At 71.4% G+C, this 20,609-nt stretch carries 19 protein-coding genes and 1 pseudogene; 10 read left to right on the top strand and 10 right to left on the bottom strand.

What is annotated here, in order from left to right:
• A partial coding sequence (locus AWQ70_RS36450; RefSeq protein ID WP_169808800.1) for a LysR family transcriptional regulator occupies nucleotides 1-310 on the bottom strand: 310 nt, incomplete at its 3' end.
• Nucleotides 311-433: 123 nt separating this feature from the next.
• Here AWQ70_RS36450 and AWQ70_RS36445 point away from each other — a divergent pair.
• The 8 genes from AWQ70_RS36445 (at nucleotide 434) to crcB (AWQ70_RS36410) (ending at nucleotide 6,542) form a co-directional block, all read left to right on the top strand.
• The gene (locus AWQ70_RS36445; RefSeq protein ID WP_067186677.1) at nucleotides 434-1,090 is read left to right on the top strand and encodes a class I SAM-dependent methyltransferase; all 657 of its coding nucleotides are present in this window, start codon (nucleotides 434-436) and stop codon (nucleotides 1,088-1,090) included.
• A 100-nt stretch (nucleotides 1,091-1,190) separates the two neighbouring features.
• Entirely contained in the window at nucleotides 1,191-3,464 is a 2,274-nt protein-coding gene (metE, locus tag AWQ70_RS36440) for a 5-methyltetrahydropteroyltriglutamate--homocysteine S-methyltransferase (RefSeq protein WP_067186676.1), read from the top strand.
• 118 nt (nucleotides 3,465-3,582) lie between these two features.
• Complete coding sequence (locus tag AWQ70_RS36435; protein ID WP_218004787.1) at nucleotides 3,583-3,960, top strand: hypothetical protein; 378 nt, start codon at nucleotides 3,583-3,585, stop codon at nucleotides 3,958-3,960.
• 113 nt (nucleotides 3,961-4,073) lie between these two features.
• On the top strand, nucleotides 4,074-4,679 hold the full coding sequence (locus AWQ70_RS36430; protein ID WP_067186672.1) for a UTRA domain-containing protein: 606 nt from the start codon (nucleotides 4,074-4,076) through the stop codon (nucleotides 4,677-4,679).
• 86 nt (nucleotides 4,680-4,765) lie between these two features.
• Nucleotides 4,766-5,275 (top strand): hypothetical protein, encoded by a 510-nt coding sequence (locus tag AWQ70_RS36425; RefSeq protein ID WP_067186670.1) that lies wholly within the window; start codon nucleotides 4,766-4,768, stop codon nucleotides 5,273-5,275.
• A 108-nt stretch (nucleotides 5,276-5,383) separates the two neighbouring features.
• Nucleotides 5,384-5,851, top strand: coding sequence for a fluoride efflux transporter CrcB (gene crcB, locus AWQ70_RS36420; protein WP_084518204.1), 468 nt, complete (start codon nucleotides 5,384-5,386; stop codon nucleotides 5,849-5,851).
• Nucleotides 5,848-6,186, top strand: coding sequence for a DUF190 domain-containing protein (locus AWQ70_RS36415; RefSeq protein WP_067186668.1), 339 nt, complete (start codon nucleotides 5,848-5,850; stop codon nucleotides 6,184-6,186). The genes crcB (AWQ70_RS36420) and AWQ70_RS36415 overlap by 4 nt, the downstream gene beginning before the upstream one ends.
• Nucleotides 6,183-6,542 carry a fluoride efflux transporter CrcB gene (crcB, locus tag AWQ70_RS36410; protein WP_067186666.1) on the top strand — a complete coding sequence of 120 codons (360 nt, stop codon included), beginning with the start codon at nucleotides 6,183-6,185 and terminating at the stop codon, nucleotides 6,540-6,542. The genes AWQ70_RS36415 and crcB (AWQ70_RS36410) overlap by 4 nt, the downstream gene beginning before the upstream one ends.
• Nucleotides 6,543-6,569: 27 nt before the next feature.
• Here the strand turns inward: crcB (AWQ70_RS36410) and manA are convergent, their stop codons facing one another.
• The 7 genes and pseudogenes from manA to AWQ70_RS36375 form a co-directional block, all read right to left on the bottom strand.
• Nucleotides 6,570-7,670, bottom strand: coding sequence for a mannose-6-phosphate isomerase, class I (gene manA, locus AWQ70_RS36405; RefSeq protein ID WP_067186664.1), 1,101 nt, complete (start codon nucleotides 7,668-7,670; stop codon nucleotides 6,570-6,572).
• A 187-nt stretch (nucleotides 7,671-7,857) separates the two neighbouring features.
• On the bottom strand, nucleotides 7,858-10,263 hold the full coding sequence (locus AWQ70_RS36400) for a glycoside hydrolase family 2 protein (RefSeq protein ID WP_067186663.1): 2,406 nt from the start codon (nucleotides 10,261-10,263) through the stop codon (nucleotides 7,858-7,860).
• 161 nt (nucleotides 10,264-10,424) lie between these two features.
• Nucleotides 10,425-11,312, bottom strand: a pseudogene (locus AWQ70_RS36395) (ABC transporter ATP-binding protein); the annotation flags it as partial.
• Complete coding sequence (locus AWQ70_RS36390) at nucleotides 11,312-12,256, bottom strand: ABC transporter ATP-binding protein (RefSeq protein ID WP_067186662.1); 945 nt, start codon at nucleotides 12,254-12,256, stop codon at nucleotides 11,312-11,314. The pseudogene AWQ70_RS36395 and the gene AWQ70_RS36390, both read right to left, overlap by 1 nt.
• A 9-nt stretch (nucleotides 12,257-12,265) precedes the next feature.
• Complete coding sequence (locus AWQ70_RS36385) at nucleotides 12,266-13,126, bottom strand: ABC transporter permease (RefSeq protein ID WP_067186660.1); 861 nt, start codon at nucleotides 13,124-13,126, stop codon at nucleotides 12,266-12,268.
• Nucleotides 13,123-14,115, bottom strand: a complete 993-nt coding sequence (locus AWQ70_RS36380) for an ABC transporter permease (protein WP_067186658.1) — start codon at nucleotides 14,113-14,115, stop codon at nucleotides 13,123-13,125. Before AWQ70_RS36380 ends, AWQ70_RS36385 begins: the two co-directional genes overlap by 4 nt.
• 308 nt (nucleotides 14,116-14,423) lie before the next feature.
• Nucleotides 14,424-16,190, bottom strand: a complete 1,767-nt coding sequence (locus tag AWQ70_RS36375) for an ABC transporter substrate-binding protein (RefSeq protein WP_067186657.1) — start codon at nucleotides 16,188-16,190, stop codon at nucleotides 14,424-14,426.
• A gap of 374 nt (nucleotides 16,191-16,564) precedes the next feature.
• Between AWQ70_RS36375 and AWQ70_RS36370 the strand changes: the two genes are divergently transcribed.
• The gene (locus AWQ70_RS36370) at nucleotides 16,565-17,584 is read left to right on the top strand and encodes a LacI family DNA-binding transcriptional regulator (RefSeq protein WP_067186655.1); all 1,020 of its coding nucleotides are present in this window, start codon (nucleotides 16,565-16,567) and stop codon (nucleotides 17,582-17,584) included.
• Between the two features lie 70 nt (nucleotides 17,585-17,654).
• Here AWQ70_RS36370 and AWQ70_RS36365 read toward each other — a convergent pair whose 3' ends face one another.
• Nucleotides 17,655-18,128, bottom strand: a complete 474-nt coding sequence (locus AWQ70_RS36365; RefSeq protein WP_245647320.1) for a MarR family winged helix-turn-helix transcriptional regulator — start codon at nucleotides 18,126-18,128, stop codon at nucleotides 17,655-17,657.
• A 92-nt stretch (nucleotides 18,129-18,220) separates the two neighbouring features.
• On the opposite strand from AWQ70_RS36365, the gene AWQ70_RS36360 reads away from it, so the two are divergent.
• Complete coding sequence (locus AWQ70_RS36360; protein WP_067186653.1) at nucleotides 18,221-19,306, top strand: nitroreductase/quinone reductase family protein; 1,086 nt, start codon at nucleotides 18,221-18,223, stop codon at nucleotides 19,304-19,306.
• Nucleotides 19,307-20,184: 878 nt separating this feature from the next.
• Here AWQ70_RS36360 and AWQ70_RS36355 read toward each other — a convergent pair.
• Nucleotides 20,185-20,609 (bottom strand): HNH endonuclease signature motif containing protein (locus AWQ70_RS36355; protein ID WP_157530884.1); only part of this gene is annotated, 425 nt, incomplete at its 5' end.

Raw genomic sequence — 20,609 nt, 5'->3', positions numbered from 1 at the left:
CCGCGAGGCCGCCGACGAGCGGCGCGTACGCCAGCCGGATCGTCGGCCGCTCCGCCGCCGCCAGCCGGGCCGCCTCGGCGGCGAACACGTCCGCCGTCTCCAGCAGCGCCTCGGCGCGCGGCAGGAGCGCGGCCCCGGACGGCGACAGCCGTACCTCGCGGCTGGTCCGCTCGAACAGCCGGAGCCGCAGCGCGCGTTCGAGGCGGCCGATCGCCTGGCTCATCGCGGGCTGCGACATGCCCATCTCCACGGCGGCGCGGGAGAAGCTGCGGTGGCGCGCGACGAGCGCGAAGCACCGGATGTCACGCACGGGAGGGCTGGGATCCACGCTCCAGTATCGCCCGCCCATCCATAAGCGGCGTCAATGGACGCGCCTCACGGACCCCGGTGAACGGACCCGGGTCCACCGGGTGCCGCGCTAGGATGCGCACACATGATCGAACCCCTCCATCTGAGCACCACTCGGGAGTCCTACGACAGGCTGGCCGGCGACTACGTCGAGCTCGTCCTCCCCATGTTCGAGAACGAGCACCTGGACCGTGCGGCGATCGCCGCGTTCGCCGGGCTGGTGCGGGCCGGGGGTGCCGGCGAGGTCGCCGATCTCGGCTGCGGCCCCGGGCACGTGACGGCCCACCTCCACACGCTCGGACTGACCGCCTTCGGCGTCGACCTGTCGCCGGAGATGATCGGCCTGGCCCGCCGTGCCTACCCCCACCTGCGGTTCGACGTCGGATCGATGACCGATCTCGACCTGGCGGACGGCGTGCTCGGCGGCGTGCTCGCCCGCTACTCGATCATCCACACGCCGCCGGATCGGCTGCCGGAGGCGCTCGCCGAGTTTTACCGGGTGCTCGCCCCGGGCGGCCTGCTGCTGCTCAGCTTCCAGGCGCACGACGAGCCTTCGGCCCCGCCGGAGGCGTTCGACCACGCGGTGGCGACCGCGTACCGCTGGTCGCCGGACCGCCTCGCGGAGCTGCTGCGGGAGACCGGGCTGGTCGAGGTGGCCCGGCTGATCCTCGCCGGGAGCGAGGACGCGAAGCGGGGGTTCCCGCAGGCGCACCTGCTGGTCCGCAAACCCGTGGAGTCATAAGCGACGGCGATGGATCGGCGGCGGGGCGGACGGACCCGGGCAGGATGCGCTCGTCCGATCCGCCCGACCGCTTCCGAGCGGTCCCATCAGGGAGTCCGCCATGACCGCCGCACCCCCGACGCGCTTCCCCGCCTCCACCGTCCTCGGCTATCCGAGGATCGGACCGGACCGCGAGCTGAAACACGCCCTCGAGTCCTTCTGGAGCGGCCGGATCACGTACGACGAGCTCCGGGCGACCGGCGCTCGCCTGCGTGAGGACACCTGGCGGCGGCTCGACGCGCTCGGCCTGGGAGCGGTGCCGTCCAACACGTTCTCGTTCTACGACCAGGTGCTCGACACGGCCGTGCTGTTCGACGCGGTGCCGGAGCGCTATCGGGGCCTGGCCGCCGAGGACGCCTACTTCGCGATGGCCAGGGGCGCCGCCGGGATCGCGCCGCTGCGCATGACCAAGTGGTTCGACACGAACTACCACTACATCGTGCCGGAGATCGGCCCGGACACCGCTTTCCGTCTCGCGGGTGACAAGCCTCTGGCCGAGGTGCGCCAGGCCCGCGCGCTGGGCCTCGACACGCGTCCGGTGTTGCTCGGGCCGGTGACGTTCCTGCTGCTGTCGGAGCCGACGCCGGGCGCCCCGGCCGGGTTCGCCCCGCTGGACCGGCTGCCCGACCTGCTCCCCGCGTACGAGCGCCTGCTGGAGGCGCTCGCCGCCGAAGGCGTCGGCTGGGTGCAGCTCGACGAGCCCGCGCTGGTCGCGGACCGGACGGAGGAGGAGCTGGCCGCCGTACGCGCGGCCTACCTGCGGCTCGGCTCGGCGCCCGCCAGACCCGCGCTGTTCGTGGCCACGTACTTCGGCGACCCCGGCGAGGCGCTGCCGGTGCTCGCCGGCACGCCCGTCGAGGCGATCGGCCTGGACCTGGTGCGCGGCTCCCTGCCCGCGGACGCCGACCTCGGCGGCAAGACCGTGGTCGCGGGCGTGGTGTCGGGGCGCGACGTGTGGCGGACGGACCGCGACCGGGCGCTCGCCTCCCTCCGGTCCGTACGGGAGCGGGCGGCGCACGTCGTCGTCGGCACCTCCTGCTCGCTCCTGCACGTGCCGTACGACGTCGAGCGGGAGGCGGACCTCGATCCCGCGCTGCGGCGGCGGCTCGCCTTCGCCGAGCAGAAGGTCGCCGAGGTGGTCGAGCTGGCCTCCCTCCTCGCCGCCGCCCCGGCCGCGTCGGCCGCGTCGGCGCGGGTCGCGGACGCCGGGAGTCCCCCGCCCCTCCCAGACGAGCCCGCCGCCGTTCCGGAGGAGCCGGCCGCACGCAGCCCGTACGCGGTGCGGGCGGCGGCGCAGGCGGAGCACCTGCGGCTGCCTGTGCTCCCCGTCACGACGATCGGGTCGTTCCCGCAGACCGGGGAGCTGCGGGAGGCCCGGGCGGCGCTGGCCGCCGGGCGGCTGGACGAGGCCGGCTACGAGACCCTGGTCAGGAGCGAGATCGCCCGCGCCGTCGCGCTGCAGGAGCGGCTCGGCCTGGACGTGCTCGTACACGGAGAGCCGGAACGCAACGACATGGTGCAGTACTTCGCCGAGCACCTCGACGGCTTCGCCGTCACCCGCCACGGCTGGGTGCAGTCGTACGGCTCCCGCTGCACCCGCCCCCCGATCCTGCACGGCGACGTCCGGCGTCCCGAACCGATCACCGTACGCTGGGCGGGATATGCCCGGTCTCTGACGGATCGCCCGGTCAAGGGGATGCTCACCGGGCCGGTGACCATCGTGGCGTGGTCGTTCGTCCGCGACGACCTGCCCCTGCGCGACGTCGTGTTCCAGGTGGCGGACGCCGTACGCGACGAGGTGCGCGACCTGGAGGCCGCGGGCGTGTCGATCATCCAGGTGGACGAGCCGGCGCTCCGCGAGCTGCTGCCGCTGCGTCGCGCCGCGCGGGACGGGTACCTCGCCTGGGCCGTGGCCGCGTACCGGCGGGCGACGTCCGGCGCGAGCGACCGGACGCAGATCCACACGCACCTGTGCTACTCGGACGCCGACGAGATCATCGCGGCGGTGGACGCGCTCGACGCCGACGTGACCAGCGTCGAGTCGGCGCGGTCGCACGCGCGGCTGCTGCGCGAGCCCGCGGTCGGAGGGTTCGGACGCGGGCTCGGCCCGGGCGTGTACGACATCCACTCGCCCCGCGTCCCCGACGTCGCCGAAGTCGAGGAGTCGCTCCGCGCGGCGCTGCGGGTGCTGCCCGCGCACCGGCTCTGGGTCAATCCGGACTGCGGCCTGAAGACCCGGACGTACGAGGAGGTCGAGGCGGCGCTCGCGAACGTGGTCACGGCCGCGCGCAATGTGCGGGGAGATCACGAATGCCGTCCCCTGACCGTGGAATGACCCGACACCGAGATTGAGGTCCGAGTCCCGCGTTTCGAAGCTGATATTGATGGTCGGCAGAGATCCGAAAGGCGTGTCCCCCCAGCCTTCACGACCACGACATGAAGGACGGACACAAGTGAGATCAGCCAAGCTGATGTTGGCCGTGGTGTCGATCGCGGCCTCGGCCTCGCTCGCCGCCTGCGGCGGCAGCTCCTCGGACGGGGCGTCCGACACGGCGGCCTCGCCCGCCGCGGCGGTGAACGGGAACGAGAAGGCCGGAAAGACCGGCAAGACCGGCAAGGTCTCGGCCAACAACGCCCCCGAGAACGAGATCGCCGCGGCGCTCCAGGCGGCCGGGGTGCCGAACCCCGACCGGTGGGCGCACGAGGTGATGGAGTACCGGCCCTACGCCGCCGACGACACCAAGCTCACCTCGCTTCGTAAGAACCTGGCCAAGCACAAGCCGGGCGAGAAGACCATCGACAAGATCGTCTCCGCGCTGACGGTGCCGTAGCGCGGACGTCGCGAGCCCACACCCGCGAGAGCGACGACGCGAACGGCGCCGCCCGGCGCGGAACACCGTCCCTCTCCTGGCGTAGAAGACTCTCACGGGGAAGTGAAGACCCTGTGACCGCAGGTCGCCGGCGTCTCCGGCGGACGACCGACCGCTACCAGTGGGAGAAGGACCGCGCGCTCCTTCCCGAGGACGAGCGGCGCCGGGCCGGCGCGGCCGAACGGGACACCGGGCTGCCCCGTGAAGAACTGGAGTTCTCCACGGAGTTCGGCTCGGTCCCGGCCGGGGCCGAGCTGGCCCGGCGGTTCGGCGTGCCGGAGGGCACCCGCATGTTGCGCCGCACCTACCGGACCCGGGCGCGCGGGGAGACCGCCCCGCTGAGCCTGGTCAAATCCTGGCTCGTGTACGACATGGCGGCCGCCAACCCCGCCCTCCTCGCGCCGGAGAACGAGCCCTGGCCGGGCGGCACACCGCACCAGCTCTCCACGATCGGCATCGAGATCGACCAGGTCGTGGACGAGGTCACCGTACGGCTCCCGCTTCCCGAGGAGGCGGAGATCCTCGACGTGCCCCCCGCCCTGCCCGTGCTCGTGCTCCGCAAGACCTCGATCGACACCGCGGGACGCGTGGTCGAGATCGCCGAATGTGTCCTTCCCGGCGACCGCACCGAGATCGTCTCGACCGTCCGGCTGCACCCCTGGCCCAGGCGCGATCGATAACGAGCGGATGCCGGTTCCGTTTCGCCGTTGCCCGCCCGAGGCGCCGCTATTTATAACGTCTCTCGTACTTAGGGCGTGGAGGCGGCATGGAGAAGGAATCGCGCGTCGGCCTGGCCGATACGCTCCGGCGGACGGACGGAACGGCCGCGAGGGCCACGGCGGGGGTGGTCGTCGCCTCCGTGCTCGCCGCGGCGCTCTGCGCGGGACTGCTGGCGGGCCTCGCCGCGCGCCTGCTCATGCGCCTGGTCGCGATCTCCATCGGCTCGGAAGGCTCGTTCTCACTCGCCGGTACGGCCGGGATCCTCCTCGTCTTCGTCGTGCTGAGCGTGCCGGCCGCCGCCACCTCGGCCGCGCGCCCGGCGATCGCCCGGGCCGGCCGGTGGGTGACGGCGGGGGTCCTGGGATGGGCCGTGGCGCGGACCGGCTTCGCGGACGGGCAGGCGATCCTCCTGGCCGACGACGGGATCCTGCCGTTGCTCGCCGCGCTCGCCGTGGCCTTCGGCGCGCTGGCCGTGGCCCACGGCCGGCTCACCCAGCATCTGGCCCGGCGCCTCGCGCGCCGGATGACGGACCGACGCGCCTCACGCGCCGGATGACGGACCGACGCGCCTCACGCGCCGGATGACGGACCGACGCGCCGTGCGCTGACCGCCGGGCACGGGCGTCTCCGAGCCCGCCGGCGACACGTCGATAGCATCGGCACCATGACACCTTCCGGCACCGGGCAGGACGTGTTCCGCGGGCGGCCGGCGAGAGCGCGCGGCCGCGCGCTCGGCGTGCTCGGCGTGATCGCGCTCGGCGGAGGGCTCGGCAGCATCGCGCGCTACCTGGTCGGCTCCGCCGTACCGGCCGGGGCGGACGGCTTCCCCTGGGGGACCCTGGTCGTCAACCTGACCGGCTGCCTCGTGCTGGGCGCGCTGATGGTGTTCGTCCTCCAGGTGTGGCCGCCGAGCCGGTACGTCCGGCCGTTCCTGGGCGTGGGATTCCTCGGCGGGTACACCACCTTCTCCACGGTGGCCGTCGAGATCACGCGGCTGGCCGCGCCGACGGCCGCCGTCTACGCGGTGGTCAGCCTCGCCGCCGGGCTGGCCGCGGTCTGGTGCGGCATGACGGTCGCCCGGCTCGTCGCCCGCGTCCCCGTACGGCGCGGCGCGCGGGAGGAGGCGCGATGAGGCTGCACGGCGACGCCTGGCGGCTCACGATCTACGTCGGTGAGACCGACCAGTACCATCACCGGCCGCTCTACACGGAGATCGTCCATCGGGCGCACCGGAAGGGCCTGGCGGGGGCGAGCGTGTTCCGCGGCATCGAGGGGTTCGGCGCGTCCTCGCTCATCCACACCAGCAGGCTGCTCTCCCTGGGGGAGGACCTGCCGGTGGCGATCGTCATCGTGGACACGGAGGAGCGGATCACCGACTTCGTCGCGGAGCTGGACGAGCTCGTCACCGAGGGCCTGGTCACCGTGGAGCCGGTCGAGGTCTATCGCTACGTCGGGCGCCGCGCGTGACCCTCCTGCTGGTGTTCCTCGGCGGCGCGGTGGGCGCTCCGGCCCGATATCTCATGGACCGGATGGTCCAGCGGTGGCACGACACCGTCTTCCCGTGGGGGACGTTCGCGGTCAACGTCGTCGGCTCGTTCGTCCTCGGCCTGCTCACCGGGCTCCAGCCGGGCCCGCTGGTCGCCACGCTGGCCGGGACCGGTTTCTGCGGCGCCCTGACGACGTTCAGCACGTTCGGGTTCGAGACCGTACGCCTGCTTGAGGAGGGGTCGTACGCGGAGGCGGGCCTGAACGCCGTCGGCAGCCTGCTGCTCGGCGTCCTGGCCGCGACCGGCGGGTACGCCCTGGCCGTCCATGTCCTGTGAGCCTCCCCGGCCGGGAAGGCGGCCGGGCTAGAGGACGCGGGGTTCGGCGCAGAAGACGGTGCCGTCGCCGGCGACCGTGACCGGGCCTTCGGAGGCGGGCACGAACACCGAGTCGCCGGGGCGGAGTTTGACCTCGTCGCCGGCCTGCACCACCCCCTCGACGCAGAGCAGGATCCGGGGCAGCGCGCCGGGCAGGGTCCGTCCGGGGCCGGGGACGATCCTGCGCAGCAGGAACTCGGGGCACGGGGGCACGTACGCGTCGCCGTCCGGCTCGACGGGCAGCGGGACGGCGGCGGCGTCGGTGACACGCAGCAGCTCGTCCACGTCGATCGGCTTGCCGGTCAGCCCGGCGCGCAGCACGTTGTCCGAGCTGCCCATGATCTCGACGCCGAACCCCGAGATGTAGCAGTGCAGCACGCCCGCGCCGAGGTACATCGCCTGGCCGGGTTCGAGCTCGTGCCTGCGCATCAGCAGCGGGGCGAGGACCAGGGGATCCTCGGGGTACAGCCGGGCCAGCCGGGTGACCAGCTCGTAGTCCGGGTGGTGGACGGCCGAGGCGGCCCACACGATCGAGCGGACCAGGTCGGCCCTGGCGCCGGGCAGGTCGAGCAGCACGCGGAGCGCGGACAACATGTCACCGGCGGCGAGGCGCGCGACGACGGGCCTCATCGCCGCCACGCCGAGCCGTTCGACGAGCATCGCGGCCTGCTCGGGAGCGCGCAGCCCGGCCAGCGCGGAGAACGGCGTGAGCGCGCAGATCAGCTCCGGCTTCGGCCACGGATCGCAGTAGTTCCCGTCTCCCCTGGCATGGCCGTCCGCCGCCTGCTCCGCGTCGGGATGCACCTGGAGCGAGAGCGGGCGCTCCACCGCGATCAGCTTCAGCAGGTACGGCAGGCGCTCGCCGAAGCGCTCGACCGACGGCCGCCCCAGCTCGGCCACCGGGTCGGCGGCGATCGCGTCGGCGAGGGTCAGCACGACCCCGTCACGGGTGAGCCGCGACGGCCCGGAGGGGTGGGCGCCGAACCACATCTCGGCCTCGGGCCCGGAGGCGGTGCGCCCGGTCAGCCCGGCGATGGCGGTGCGGGAGCCCCAGGGGTGGGCCTTGATCGCATTGGTCAGCAGATCCATCTCGAAATTCCTCGTGGTGGGGGAGGCCGGGCTCACTCTGCCCGGACACGCTCAACGACGAATGAACCCGGGCTGAACCGCATGAACATTCCTCGCTCGTCAGGTCGATCCGCACCGTCGTGGACGGCCCATGCTACCCAGAGATCACGTACTTTCGGCCGCACATGTGCGCGGGCGCACGCGGTGGTCAGGGGTCCTCGTTCACGCAGCGCAACACGGGACGGCGGACCAGCGCGCCGGGATCGAGGGTGTCGGGACCGGCGCCGGAGATCCGGAACACGGCGGTCTCCCCCGGGAGCAGCGTGACGAGCTGCTCGTCCACGACGGCCCGGGGGTCGAGCCGGTCCGGGAAGATCGCCAGCTCGCGCACGAGGGTCCGCGCGGTCACGCTGACCCGCAGGCCGTCATCGTCCTCCTCCACGGCCGTGTCGAACTCGGCCGCCGGAAGGCCGGCCGCCGGGTCCTCCGCGAAGAACCGCAGCGCCCGCACCCCGTCCAGGGTCGCGACCAGCATCTCCCCCGGGCCGCCCGGGGTGACGACCGCGGCGCTCGGCTCCCACCGGGTCACCCCGCGCGGGGGCGCCGCCACCCGGTGGCGCTCCGCGGCGAGGACCTCCCCGTCGAACGCCGTCCGGACGACCTCGATCTCGCCGGCCCACTCGCGCGCGGTGTCGTTGACGACGGCCACGGCCGCGTCCTGGAACGTGAGCAGCCGGTCGGCGTAGGCCCGTCGCAGCGCGTACCAGAGCGGTTTGCGCCGCCCGTCGCCGTCCACCGCCGCCCAGGAGGTGACCGGCCAGCAGTCGTTGAGCTGCCAGACGATCGTGCCCATGCAGTACGGCGCGAGCGCGCGGAAACGTTCGACGCCGAAGGCCACCGCCCTGGCCTGGTTGAGCTGGGTGGAGTAGTGCCAGTCGTCGACCCCCTCCGGCCGGGGCAGGTGCTCGCCGAGGCCGCGCAGCAGCTTCGCGCCGCCGTCGACCGCCTTCTGGTGGTGCCGCACCCCGGGCGAGTCCGGGGTCAGCGGCTCGTCGCGCACCGCCCGGCGCAGCGTCGCGTACGCCGGAGGGCCCTGGAAGCCGAACTCCGCCACGAACCTCGGCGTGTACGTCGCGTAGTGCGTGTAGTCGTGGGAGTTCCACACCGTCCAGATGTGCGTGGTCCCCTTGGCCGGGTCGTTCGGCGGCAGGTCGGGCGCGCCCGAGTAGGGGCTGCCCGGCCAGTACGGACGGGTCGGGTCCAGCTCGGCCACGATCTTCGGCAGCAGGTCGTAGTAGAAGCCGGCGCCCCAGCTCCGGCCGTCGAGCGCGTCCTGCCAGCCCCAGTCGGCGTGGCCCTCGATGTTCTCGTTGTTGCCGCACCAGATCGCCAGGCTGGGGTGCCCGGCGAGACGGGCGACGTGGCGGCGCGCCTCGGCCTCCACCTCCTGCGTGAACGGCCCCTCCTCCGGATAGGCCGCGCAGGCGAACGGGAAGTCCTGCCAGACCAGCAGCCCCAGATCGTCGGCGAGGGCGTAGAAATCCTCGCTCTCGTACATGCCGCCGCCCCAGACGCGCAGCGTGTTCGCGCCCGCGCCGACGGCCTGGCCGAGCCGTTCCGCGAGCCGTTCGCGGGTGATCCGGCTCGGGAAGCAGTCGTCCGGGATCCAGTTGAACCCCTTCACGAACACCGGCGCGCCGTTGACCACGAGGGTGAAGGCGTCGTCCGTCCGGTCCAGGGCGACGGACCTGAAGCCGATCTCCCGCGTCCACACGTCGACGCCCTCGCCGAGCTGGACGGTCAGCGGATAGAGCGGCTGCTCGCCGTAGCCGCGGGGCCACCACAGGTCGGGGGCGGGCACGGTCAGCGTGACGACGGCGGTGCGCTCGCCGGGCGCGAGCCGTACGGACTCGGTCACCCCGGCCACGGCCGCCGTCACGGTGAGCGGGACCTGCGCGGCGCGGTCCACGGTGACGTGGACGTCCACCCTCCCGTCGGGACCGTCGAGTGTGACCAGCGGGCGCACCTCGGCCAGCCGGGCGGTGCTCCACGTGTGGACGCCGATCGGCCGCCAGATCCCGGCGGTCACCAGCGTCGGCCCCCAGTCCCAGCCGAAGTTGCACGCCATCTTCCTGATGAACGGGTACGGCTCGGCGTACGCGCCCGGCCGGTCGCCGAGGGCGGCCCGCTGCGCCTCGGCGTAGCCGTAGGGGGCGGTGAAGAGCACCTTCAGGGTGTTCTCGCCCTCGCGCAGCAGGTGCCGGACGGAGAAGCGGTACGACCGGTGCATGTTGGCGGTGGTCCCGACCCGGGTGCCGTTCAGCACGATCGCGGCGACCGTGTCCAGCCCCTCGCACACCAGGTCGGCACGCTCGTCAGCGGTGCCCGCCCAGGTGAAGGCGGTCTCGTACGCCCAGTCGGTGCGGCCGATCCAGGTCAGCCGGTCCTCGTTGTCGTCGAGGTAGGGGTCGTCGATGAGTCCGGCGGCGAGCAGGTCGGTGTGGACGCAGCCGGGAACCGCGGCCGGGACCCCGGCGACCACCGGGCGGGACTGCCCCGTGGAGGACACGGCGGTGACGGTCCAGCCGTCGTGCAGCGGGTGGTACGAGCTCACGCTGTCTCCTTCTCGCGCTCCTTCGGAGAACGCCTCTTCGGAAAGCGCCCCGTCAGAAAGCCCCTCGTCAGAAAGCCCCTCGTCGAAAAGCGCCCCGCCGGAAAGCCCCTCGCCGCCTCCGGCCGCTCGGCCGCGGGACACGCGTCGGGCCCGGCACAGGCCACGAAGTGCCCCCTCTCCGGCTCGGCCAGGTCTCCGCGTACGGGCGTGCCGAGGGCGCGGTCGTGGAACGGGCAGGGAGCCCCGCTCTCCGGTCGTGCTCCGTCCGGCCGCTCCGCCCATCTCACGTGCAGCCGGGGGACGGAGTCCAGCAGCGCCCGCGTGTACGGGTGGAGCGGGTCGGCGAACACGCGGTCGGTCGGCCCCGTCTCGGCGACCCTCCCCCGGCGCAGCACCACGGTGCGGTCGCTGACGTACGTGCCGAGCGACAGGTCGTGGGTGACGAACAGGATGCCGAGCCCGCGGGCGCGCAGGTCACCGAGCAGGTTGAGCACGTCGACGCGGGTGGAGGCGTCGAGCATGCTGATGATCTCGTCGGCGACCAGCAGCCGGATGTCGAGCAGCAGGGCGCGGGCGATCAGCATCCGCTGGAGCTGCCCGCCGCTGAGCTGGTGGGGATACCTGCCGAGCACCTGGCCGGGGTCGAGCCGGACTCCGGCCAGGGAGGCATCCACCCGCTCGCGCCACTCCTCCCCGCCCACGTCGGGGAAGTACTCCCGCCTGATCGTCGTGAAGACGCGGTCGGCCGGGAAGACCGGGTTGAAGCAGCTGAACGGGTCCTGGAAGACGCCCTGGACCTGCCGGTAGTACGCCTTGGGCGACCGGACGGCCGAGATGTCCGTCCCGTCGAAGGTGATCGTCCCCTCGGTGACGGAGGCGAGCCGGAGCACCATGCGGCCGAGCGTGCTCTTGCCGCTGCCGCTCTCGCCGATCAGGGAGACGATCTCACCGGGGCCGACCTCGAAGCTGACGTCCGACACCGCCCGCAGCTCCCGCCCGCCGAACGCGCCGACCCGATAGACCTTGGAGACACCGTCGAGTCGCAGCATCACGCGGCCTTCCAGCAGGCGACGAAGTGGCCCGGAGCCACCTCGGCGAACGGCGGCCGCTCCGCGCACCGGTCGTACGCGAGCGGGCAGCGGTCCCGGAAGCGGCAGCCCTCCGGCGGGTCGAGCAGCGACGGCGGCGCGCCCGGGATGCCGTCGAGCCGCCGCTCCGCCCGCCGTACGCCGACCTCGGGAAGCGAGGAGATCAGCAGCCGGGTGTACGGGTGCCGGGGCTCGGTGACGACCACGTCGGCCGGGGCCTTCTCGGCCAGCCGCCCCGCGTACATCACGGCGATCGTGTCGGCGATCTGGTACACGAGCGAGATGTCGTGCGTGACGACGATCATGCTGGTCACCAGGCCCTTGTCACGCAGGCCGAGGAGCGTCCCGGCCACCGCCTTCTGGCTGGACACGTCCAGGGCCGAGGTGACCTCGTCGGCGATGAGCAACGACGGGTTCAGCAGCGTGGAGACGACCATGACGACCCGTTGCTTCATGCCGCCGGACAACTCGATCGGATAGCGGCCGAGCACGTCGGAGGACAGCCCCACCAGCGCGAGGCGGCGCTCCAGCTCGGCCGGGTCCAGCCGCTCGCCCCGCGAGGCCAGCAGCTCGGCGACCATCCTGCCGATCTTCCTGGTGGGGTTGAGCGCGCTCATCGAGTACTGCGGGACGACCGAGATCGATCGGAAACGGAACCGGTCCATGGCCGCGGAGTCGCCGATGGGCAGCGGGACGCCGTCCAGCTCGACCGTGCCGCCGACGTGGCGCATCCGGCCGTTCAGCCGGATCAGGCTGGTGCCGAGCGTGGACTTGCCCGAGCCGGACTCGCCGGCCAGACCCACGATCTCGCCGTCGGCGACGGTGAACGTGACGCCGTCCAGCGCCTGGACGTCGCCGCGCGCCGTCCGGTAGTGGACCCGGAGGTCGGTGACCGTCAGGGACACGGGGACACCTCACATCTCCCTCAGCTTGGGGTTGAAGACCTCGTCCAGCCCGACGTTCATGACGTAGAGCGCGCCGACGACGGCCGTGATCCCGGCGCCCGGCGGCACGAACCACCACCACATGCCGAGGTGCAGGGCGCTCCATCGGGCCGCGTTGTTGAGCATCAGCCCGAGGGAGACGCCCTCGGTCGGGCCGAGCCCGATGAAGTCCAGCGAGGCCGCGATCAGGATCGCCCCGCCGAACAGCAGGATGAACGTCATGAACAGGTAGGAGCTCATGTTCGGCGCGATCTCCCTGGCGATGATCTTGGGAGTGCGCATGCCGCTGAGCCGCGCAAGGTCCACGAAGTCGCGCGAGCGCAGCGAGAACGTCTGCGCCCTGATCGCCCGCGCCGCCCACGGCCACGAGGTCAGCCCGATGAACAGCGCCTGGGCGCCGACGTCGCGCACCCCCAGGTACGCGTTGACGATCAGGAGGACGACCAGCGCGGGTAGCACGAGGACGATGTTGGTCAGCATGGTGAGGACCTCGTCCACCAGGCCGCCCCGGTATCCGGCGACGAACCCCACCGCCATCCCGATGACGGCCGCCAGCCCGCCGCCGAGGAGCCCGACCAGGAAGGTCGCGCGCAGGCCGTACACGAACTGGGCGAAGACGTCCTGGCCGAAGGTCGTGGTGCCGAACCAGTACTCCGCCGACGGCGGCGCCGCCGCGGGGCCGACGTACTCGTTCGGGGCGTGGTCGACGGTCAGCGGCACGAACAGCGCGGCAAGCAGGAACGCCAGGACCACGGTCAGCCCGGCGATCAGCTTCCCGTTGCGCGGCACGAAGCGCGGCGCCTCGCGGCGCGGGGCCCGGGTGGCGGTCACGCGGCCCCTCCCATCCCGATCCGGGTGCGCGGATCGACCACGACGTACGCGACGTCGATGACGAAGTTGGCGATCAGCACGCCGATGACGATGAAGAGGAAGGTCCCCTGGAGCAGGAAGAAGTCCTGGTTCTGGATCGCCTGGAGGATCAGGTGCCCGAGCCCCGGATAGGAGAAGACGATCTCGGTCACCAGGGCCCCGGCGACCAGGACGCCGAGCTGCAGGGCCAGGCCGGTGATCTGCGGCAGGACCGCGTTCCTGAAGGCGTACCGCCGCACCAGCCGGCGGGACGCGCCGAGCGACTGGAGGTAGTGGACGTAGTCCGCCTCCAGCTCATAGATGATCATGTTGCGCATCCCGATCGCCCACCCGCCGAACGCCACCAGGAACAGCGAGGCGAACGGCAGCAGCCAGTGCTGCAGGAGACTTCCCGCGAAGTCCCACGACCACTCCGGCCGCATCGCGAAGCTGTACGCCCCGGCGACCGGCAGCACCCCCGCCACGACGCCCAGCCCCCAGGCGAGCAGGATCGCCAGCCACATGTACGGGGTCGCGGTCAGCACGTAGCCGATCGGGAGCGCCGTGTTGTCCAGCCACTTCCTGCGTGCCGCGAACGCGCCGAACCTGTTGCCGGCGATCCAGCTCAGCAGCACCGCCGGGAGCAGCAACCCCAGCGTGTACGGCACCGCCCGGGCGATGACGTCGGTGACCGGTGTGGGGAACAGCCAGATGCTGATGCCGAGGTCGCCCCGGAACAGCGCCGCCCAGAAGTTGGCGTACTGCTTCCACAGGGGCAGGTCGAACCCGAACAGGTCGGTGTAGTGGGCCCGCATGGCCTCGACGGCCTCGGGCTGCGCGATGTTGGCCCGGGCGAGCATGCTCTGCACCGGGTCGCCCGGCATGAACCGCGGGATCATCCAGTTGATCGTGACGGCCACGAAGAACGTCAGGCCGTAGATGAGCAGCTTTCTGCCGAAATATCGGGACATGCTGACCTCCCGGTCGCGAAGTGGCGCCCCCCGAATCACCGGGTCCCTCAGGCCTTCTCCGGGACTCCCATGGAGTCCCATCCGGCCGCACTGGTCGCATGGGGCCGCAGGGGTCGCACGGAGTCGCACGGAGTCGCACGGGGCTCCCTCGGTCGGCCAGGCTCCCCGGTGAGCTGGGCCAAGGCCCGTGGAGGGGCCGCCAGAAGAGCTCTGCCGACCAGAGGAAGCTCTGCCGGGCCAAGGGAAGCTCTGCCGGGGAGGGGAGGCTCTATCGGAGAGGGGAGGGGGCGCGAAAGGTCGGTCCGGGGTCAGCCCGCCACGGGCTGGAGCTCGGTCAGCATCAGAACACCGCCCATCTCCAGCCAGTTGCGCCACACGGTCGGCGCGTGCTTGGGCGCGCCCGGGGCGCTGGACGGCCAGTTCTTCCACACCGCGTCACTGGTCTGCGACCAGAGGCCGTTGTACCAGAGCGGGATCACCGGCATGTCCTCGAGCTGGATCCGCTGGAGCTCGGAGGTGATCCGCTTCATGCCGTCGATGTCGTCCGTCCTGACGCCGTCGAGCCGCTGGGCGAGGTCCCACGCCTTCTCGTTCTCGTACCGGGCGAAGTTCACCGTGGTCTGCAGCTTCCGCACCGGCGTCCGGAACAGGTAGTCGTAGTACAGCCACGGCGTGTTCGCGAGCTGCTTCTCGTTGTTCAGCACCAGGTCGAACCGGCCGGAGTTGCGGGCGTCCACCAGCGCGTTGTAGTCGGGGAAGTCCGGCTCGACGGCGATCCCGGCCGCCTTGGCGCCCGCGCTGATGACGCGGCTCGCCTCCATCCAGTCGGTCCACCCCGCCGGGACGATCAGCTTGAGCGAGATCTCGCCGCCGCTCGGCGTCTCGACGAACCCGTCGCCGTCGGTGTCCTTGTAACCCGCGTCCGCGAGCAGCTTCCTGGCCCGCGCCGGATCGTAGGAGAAGCCGAGCCGGTCCACCACACCCCGGTCGACGTACTTGTCCCACTGCGGCAGCAGGCCGGTCGGGTTCGCCGCCTTGACCAGGTTGCCGTACACGTTCTCGACGATCTTCTTCGTGTCGACCGAGAAGGCCAGCGCCTTGCGGAACTCCGGATCGTCCAACGGCTTCTTCGTGGTGTTCGGCACCAGCCACGCCGTGTTCGCCGACATCATGTACGGCGGTTCGGGATAGTACGTCCTGATCCCGAAGTTCCCCTTGACCAGGTTGGCGATGCCGGGCAGGAAGTTGGTGCTCAGGTCGAGGCCCTTCTGGAGCAGCAGCCCCATCGCGACCTCGTTGCTGGAGTTGACGATGTCCACGACGTACTTGGGCTTGACGTCCTTGCCCAGCGCCTTCGTCGCCCACCAGCCGTCCCGCTTGACCCACACCATGCGGTCCTGGTCGTGCGAGTGGTACGCGTACGGCCCGGTGCCGACCGGCCGCTCGTTGGCGCCGTTCATCACCTCGTCCTCGGAACGGCCCGCCCAGAGGTGCTTCGGCAGGATCGGCCTGCTGTACAGGTTGTTCGCCCACTGCTGGTAGTTGGCCCTGGTGAACGTGAACTTCACCGTCCGGGCGTCCACGGCCTCGACGGCGCTCAGCCACTCCCACAACGGGTGGTAGGGAACGGTCTCCATCTTGCCCAGCTCGAAGGTGAAGACCACGTCGTCGGCGGTGAGCGGCTTGCCGTCCGACCAGGTGATCCCCTGCCGCAGCGTCAGCGTGTACTCCTTGGCCCCCGTCCACTCGCCGTTCTCCGCCAGCCAGGGAGTGAACGTGTCGGCGTCCGGGGCGTACAGGAAGAGCGTCTCGTAGACCAGGCCCTTGGTGCCGGTGGCGAAGTCCCACTCCCGCAACGGGTTCCAGTTCGCCGGAGGCCCCCACTGGGTGCCGCTGGTGTAGAGGGTCTGCTCGCGCGGGAGCGACCCGTCGGCCGCGGGAGGCGCGGCGCCGTCCGCGCCGTCCGCGCCCTTCGGCGCCTGGGAGCCGGGCGCACCGGCGCCGCCGCCACCGGAGCACGCGGCGACCAGGCCGGCCGCGAGGAACGGGACCAGGATCCGCACTCGGTTTCGCATCGTGATTCTCCTTCCTCCGCCCGGACGTGCGCGCGGAGGTACCGAAAAGCTGAGCCCCGATGTCGACATGAACCGGTCCAGATCCCACGGCGCCATCCGCCGCTTCCAGCCGTCGGCGACCCACCTTTCTCACTGCCGATCTCGGCCGACTCGCACTTCGCACGGCCGTCCCGATAGCCGTCTCACGACCCTTTCGCGACCGTCTCCCGGCCGGCTTGACTGCCGACCGCGAGCTGAACCGGATAAGTACCGAGACCGTAAGTTCGTCCGCTCCGCGCTGTCAATACCGCGCGAAGCAGGTGTGACATCTCCGAGACATCTCGGACCGATGTAGTAAAGTGCGTGCTGACTGGACCGGTTAATCGAGGGGCCACGTGAGAAGACCGACGATCGCCGACATCGCACGGCAGGCCGGGGTTTCCAAGGGAGCGGTCTCCTACGCGCTGAACGGCCGGCCCGGCGTGTCCGAGGCAACCCGGGCGCGCATTCTCGCGATCGCCCACGAGATCGGCTGGCAGCCGAACAGCGCCGCCCGCGCGCTGAACGGCGCCCGCGCCGAGGCGGTGGGCCTCGCGCTCTGCCGGCCCGCGCGCTTCCTCGGCATGGAGCCGTTCTTCATGGAGCTGATCAGCGGCATCGAGAGCGAGCTGGCCGCCCGTTCGTGCGCCCTGATGCTGCAGGTCGTCCGCGACCACGAGACCGAGATGGCCGTCTATCGCCGCTGGTGGGGGGAGGGCCGGGTGGACGGCGCCATCCTCGTGGACCTGCACGTGGACGACCCCCGCGTGCCGGAGATGCGGGCCCTCGGCATGCCGGTCGTGGTCATCGGCCATCCCTCGGCCGCAGGCTCGCTGGTGCCCGTCTGGTCCGACGACGGCGCCGCCGTACGGGAGACGGTGGAATACCTCGCCGCGCTCGGCCACCGGCGCATCGCCCGCGTCGCCGGGCTGCCGCGCCTCGTGCACACCGTCATCCGCGACCGGGCGTTCGAGGAGGTCTGCTCCGCGCTCGACCTCGCCGAGAGCGGGACCATGCACACCGACTACACCGGCGAGGAGGGCGCCAGAGCCACCCGCAGGCTGCTCAGCTCACCCCGTCGGCCGACCGCGATCGTGTACGACAACGACATCATGGCGGTGGCCGGGCTGTCCGTGGCCCAGGAGATGCGGCTCGACGTCCCGGCCGACCTGTCCATCGTGGCCTGGGACGACTCCCCGCTCTCCCAGGTGGTCCGCCCCCCGCTGACCGCGCTCTCCCGCGACATCTCCGCGTACGGCGCGCACGCGGCGCGGCGGCTGCTCGCGCTGATCGACGGCGCCGACCCCGGCCCGCTGGAGGACGAGGCCGCCCGCCTCACCCCGCGCGGCAGCACCGCCCCGCCGTCCCGCCCCTGACCGCCCGGCCGTCAGCGTTCAGGAAGGAGCGTCGGCGCTTCCGAGCGGCGTCAGCGTTCCAGAACGGGCGTCACTCTCCTGCGATCTCCCGCTCGTACGTGGCCAGGGTGTCGACGAACAACTGCCGCTGCTCGGCCGTGAGAGGTTCGAGTGCCTTTCGCCAGGCGGTCGCGCCACGCCCCAGCCAGCCGTCGATCGCCGCACGGTGCTCGTCGGCGATGCTGACGATCTTCCTGCGTCGATCTGCGTCGTCCTCCCGCCGCTCCAGGATGCCCTTGCGGCTCAGCTCGCCCACCATCAGGCTCACGGTCGTGGGTGCGACCTCAAGCCGGGTGGCCAGCTCGTTCACGCTCATCGGCCCGTCGAAGAGCAGGTAGGCGAGCAACGAGAGATGCCGGGGTGCCAGCGAGAACGACTTCAGCTCCTCGGGGACGCCGATCCGCTTCGCACGTCCCACCATCCGTGGCATCACCAGCAGCAATGTCCGGATCGCGTCGTCGACGCCCAGGCCGGATCCGCGGCGCCCCCGGCTATCGGTTGACACTCGCGATCCCTCCAAATACCTTTACACTCAAATAGATTTTGCTTTCAAAGCAAATTTTGCTGGTCGGTCGATGCTAGCGGAGGGGACGTTTCATGACAGAGCAGCGCCCGGGGCCCTCGGATTTCAACAAGCAGGTCATCGAGGAGTTCCGCGCGAACGGCGGCGCTGTGGGCGGCATGTTCGAGGGCGCCCCTCTCATCCTCCTGACCACCACCGGCGCTCGGAGCGGCCGACCGCACACGAATCCGGCGGTGTACCTCCGTGACCGCGAACGGATCCTCGTCTTCGGCTCCAACGCCGGCCGACCGAAGAACCCCGACTGGTACCACAACCTGCTCGCCGCCCCTCGATGCACTGTCGAGATCGGCACAGAAGACGGCCGGATCGACACATACGCGGCCACCGCCGAGCCGGTCGAGGGCGAGGAACGCGACCGGCTCTACGCGATCCAATGCGCGCGCGATCCCGCCTTCGCCGCCTACCAGGCCGGCACCTCGCGAACCATCCCGGTGATCGCACTGACCCGTGTCGCCATCACCGCCGACGAGGAGCGAAATCAGGCGATCGCCCAGTTCCTCCTGCGCGTCCACGCTGAACTGCGCGCGGACCTCGCCGCGATCCGCACCGAGGTCGAGGACTACTTCACGGCTCGGCAGGTCACCGGGCAGGTCATACCGTACGGGACCGCGCGGCCGCGTCTGAGCCGGAGACTCGCCCAGCATTGCCTGCTGTTCTGCGACGCCCTTCACGGCCACCACACCAACGAGGACAGAGCGTTCGCCGACTTCGAGAAGCAGTTTCCCCACCTCGCCCCCGCCCTGGACCGGCTCCGCAAGGAACATCGTGTGGTGGCCGAGGCCGTCTCCGAACTCCAGGCGCTTCTCGCCACCCTCACGTCCGAGGCCGACGACGTCTCCGCCGATATATCCGCCGGTATCTCCACCGACGTCTCCTCGGACATGTCCGCCGGTATCTCCACCGACATGTCCGCCCCTGAAGCCCGTGACACCACCGCTTCCGGCACAGGTCCCACACCGGCCCCCGTTCCTGGAACCACCATCTCCGCCACGTTCCTGGCCGACCTGGAACGGCTGGCCTCCCAGTTGGAAGAGCACTTCGCGTACGAGGAAGCACGCCTCATTCCGGCACTGACCGCAGCACCCCCGCGCGCCCGATGAGCACATCGCCGCCCCCTGTCCTCCGCCCCGCCTCCTTTCGAACTAGCCCCCTCTCGAGCTCGCCCCCTCTCCCCCTCCGACCCGCCCTTCGGCCGCACGCCCTCGGCCGCGCGCTGTTCGGCTGGGCCGTACGAGAAGGGGTGACGACGTGATCATCGCCGACGACCACCCACCCTGACGTGCCGTCGGCCCCGGAATCCACCGCTCATCGCATACCGCCGCAGTCAGCACAAACAGGATCACCCGGTGCTCGGCTCATACACCACGCCGCTGGACGTGACCTCACACACTGCGGGGCCGCCCCTACGGCTCGGATCAGCAGTGATCTATCGCCTCCTGGCTTCCATGGTCCGGTCGGAGTACTGGCATGTAGAGGCGCGGCCTTGCAGTTCCGGCGCGTAAGTCCGGCACGTAGCGGACCAGCGCATGGAGTTCCAACACGCAGAGTTCCCGCACGTGACCCGCCAGCGCATGGAGATCCGGCAGGCCGAGTCCCGACGCCCGGAGTCTCGGAGACGCGGAGGTCCGAGGCCGCGGAGTATGGGCGTGCGGAGTATGGGCGGCGCCGACCGGGACCGGACCGTGGAGATCCGACGCGTGGAGTCCCAGTGCGCGAAGGTCCGGCGCGCGGAGTTCCCAGCGCTCCGGCCCGCGGAGGGGCCGAACTGTAGAGGTCGGACGTGCGGAGTCCTGGCGCGGAAGGATCGGCGCGTGGAATATGGGCGCGCGCGAGGGTCCGGGCCGTGGAGGTCCGTCGCACTGCCCAGACTCACCCCGCTCCCGCACGGGCAGGTACGCCGGGACCGTGGAAGCCGGGCACACTGCCAGACCCCGCCACCGCATAGACAGGCAGGTAGGCCCGGACCGGCGGTGACTGATCACCGTCTGGCCACCCACGGCCGGGACCGTTGCCGGGGATACGACAGCTTCGAATAACGGTGGAACCGCATCGACACCGTCCCGTCCCCCTGATCGATCACCTCCACCCGATCCGGATGACGGGACTTCCACTTGTTGTCCGCCGCGCACAACGGAGCGAGATTCGCCAGATCGGTGCGGCCGGTCGGATACCACGGCTCGATATGGTCGATCTCCGCCAGATAGGCGGGAACATCGCATCCTTCCCGGCAGCAGGTCCGGTACTTCGCCAGGATCGCCTCCCGCTGGTCGGAGGAGGCCAGGCGGCGGGCCCGGCCGAAGTCGACGACGATCCCTTGCGCGTCCCGCAGCACGCGTCGCAGGTCGGCGGTGTAGGCCATCCGGCGTGCGTCCTGTGCCGGGATCGCCGTGCCGTCCTCCAGGT

Origin of the sequence: Microtetraspora niveoalba (assembly GCF_001570405.1) — a bacterium.
GTDB lineage: Bacteria > Actinomycetota > Actinomycetes > Streptosporangiales > Streptosporangiaceae > Microtetraspora > Microtetraspora niveoalba.
This window is presented reverse-complemented; position numbering and strand designations above follow the sequence as displayed.

Excerpts from the sequence above, each read along its gene's own strand:
- manA (WP_067186664.1), bottom strand. The coding sequence starts at position 7,670 with ATGGATCTGCTGACCAATGCGATCAAGGCCCACCCCTGGGGCTCCCGC.
- crcB (WP_084518204.1), top strand. The coding sequence starts at position 5,384 with ATGACACCTTCCGGCACCGGGCAGGACGTGTTCCGCGGGCGGCCGGCG.
- AWQ70_RS36445 (WP_067186677.1), top strand. The coding sequence starts at position 434 with ATGATCGAACCCCTCCATCTGAGCACCACTCGGGAGTCCTACGACAGG.
- metE (WP_067186676.1), top strand. The coding sequence starts at position 1,191 with ATGACCGCCGCACCCCCGACGCGCTTCCCCGCCTCCACCGTCCTCGGC.
- AWQ70_RS36425 (WP_067186670.1), top strand. The coding sequence starts at position 4,766 with ATGGAGAAGGAATCGCGCGTCGGCCTGGCCGATACGCTCCGGCGGACG.
- AWQ70_RS36415 (WP_067186668.1), top strand. The coding sequence starts at position 5,848 with ATGAGGCTGCACGGCGACGCCTGGCGGCTCACGATCTACGTCGGTGAG.
- AWQ70_RS36380 (WP_067186658.1), bottom strand. The coding sequence starts at position 14,115 with ATGTCCCGATATTTCGGCAGAAAGCTGCTCATCTACGGCCTGACGTTC.
- AWQ70_RS36360 (WP_067186653.1), top strand. The coding sequence starts at position 18,221 with ATGACAGAGCAGCGCCCGGGGCCCTCGGATTTCAACAAGCAGGTCATC.
- AWQ70_RS36375 (WP_067186657.1), bottom strand. The coding sequence starts at position 16,190 with ATGCGAAACCGAGTGCGGATCCTGGTCCCGTTCCTCGCGGCCGGCCTG.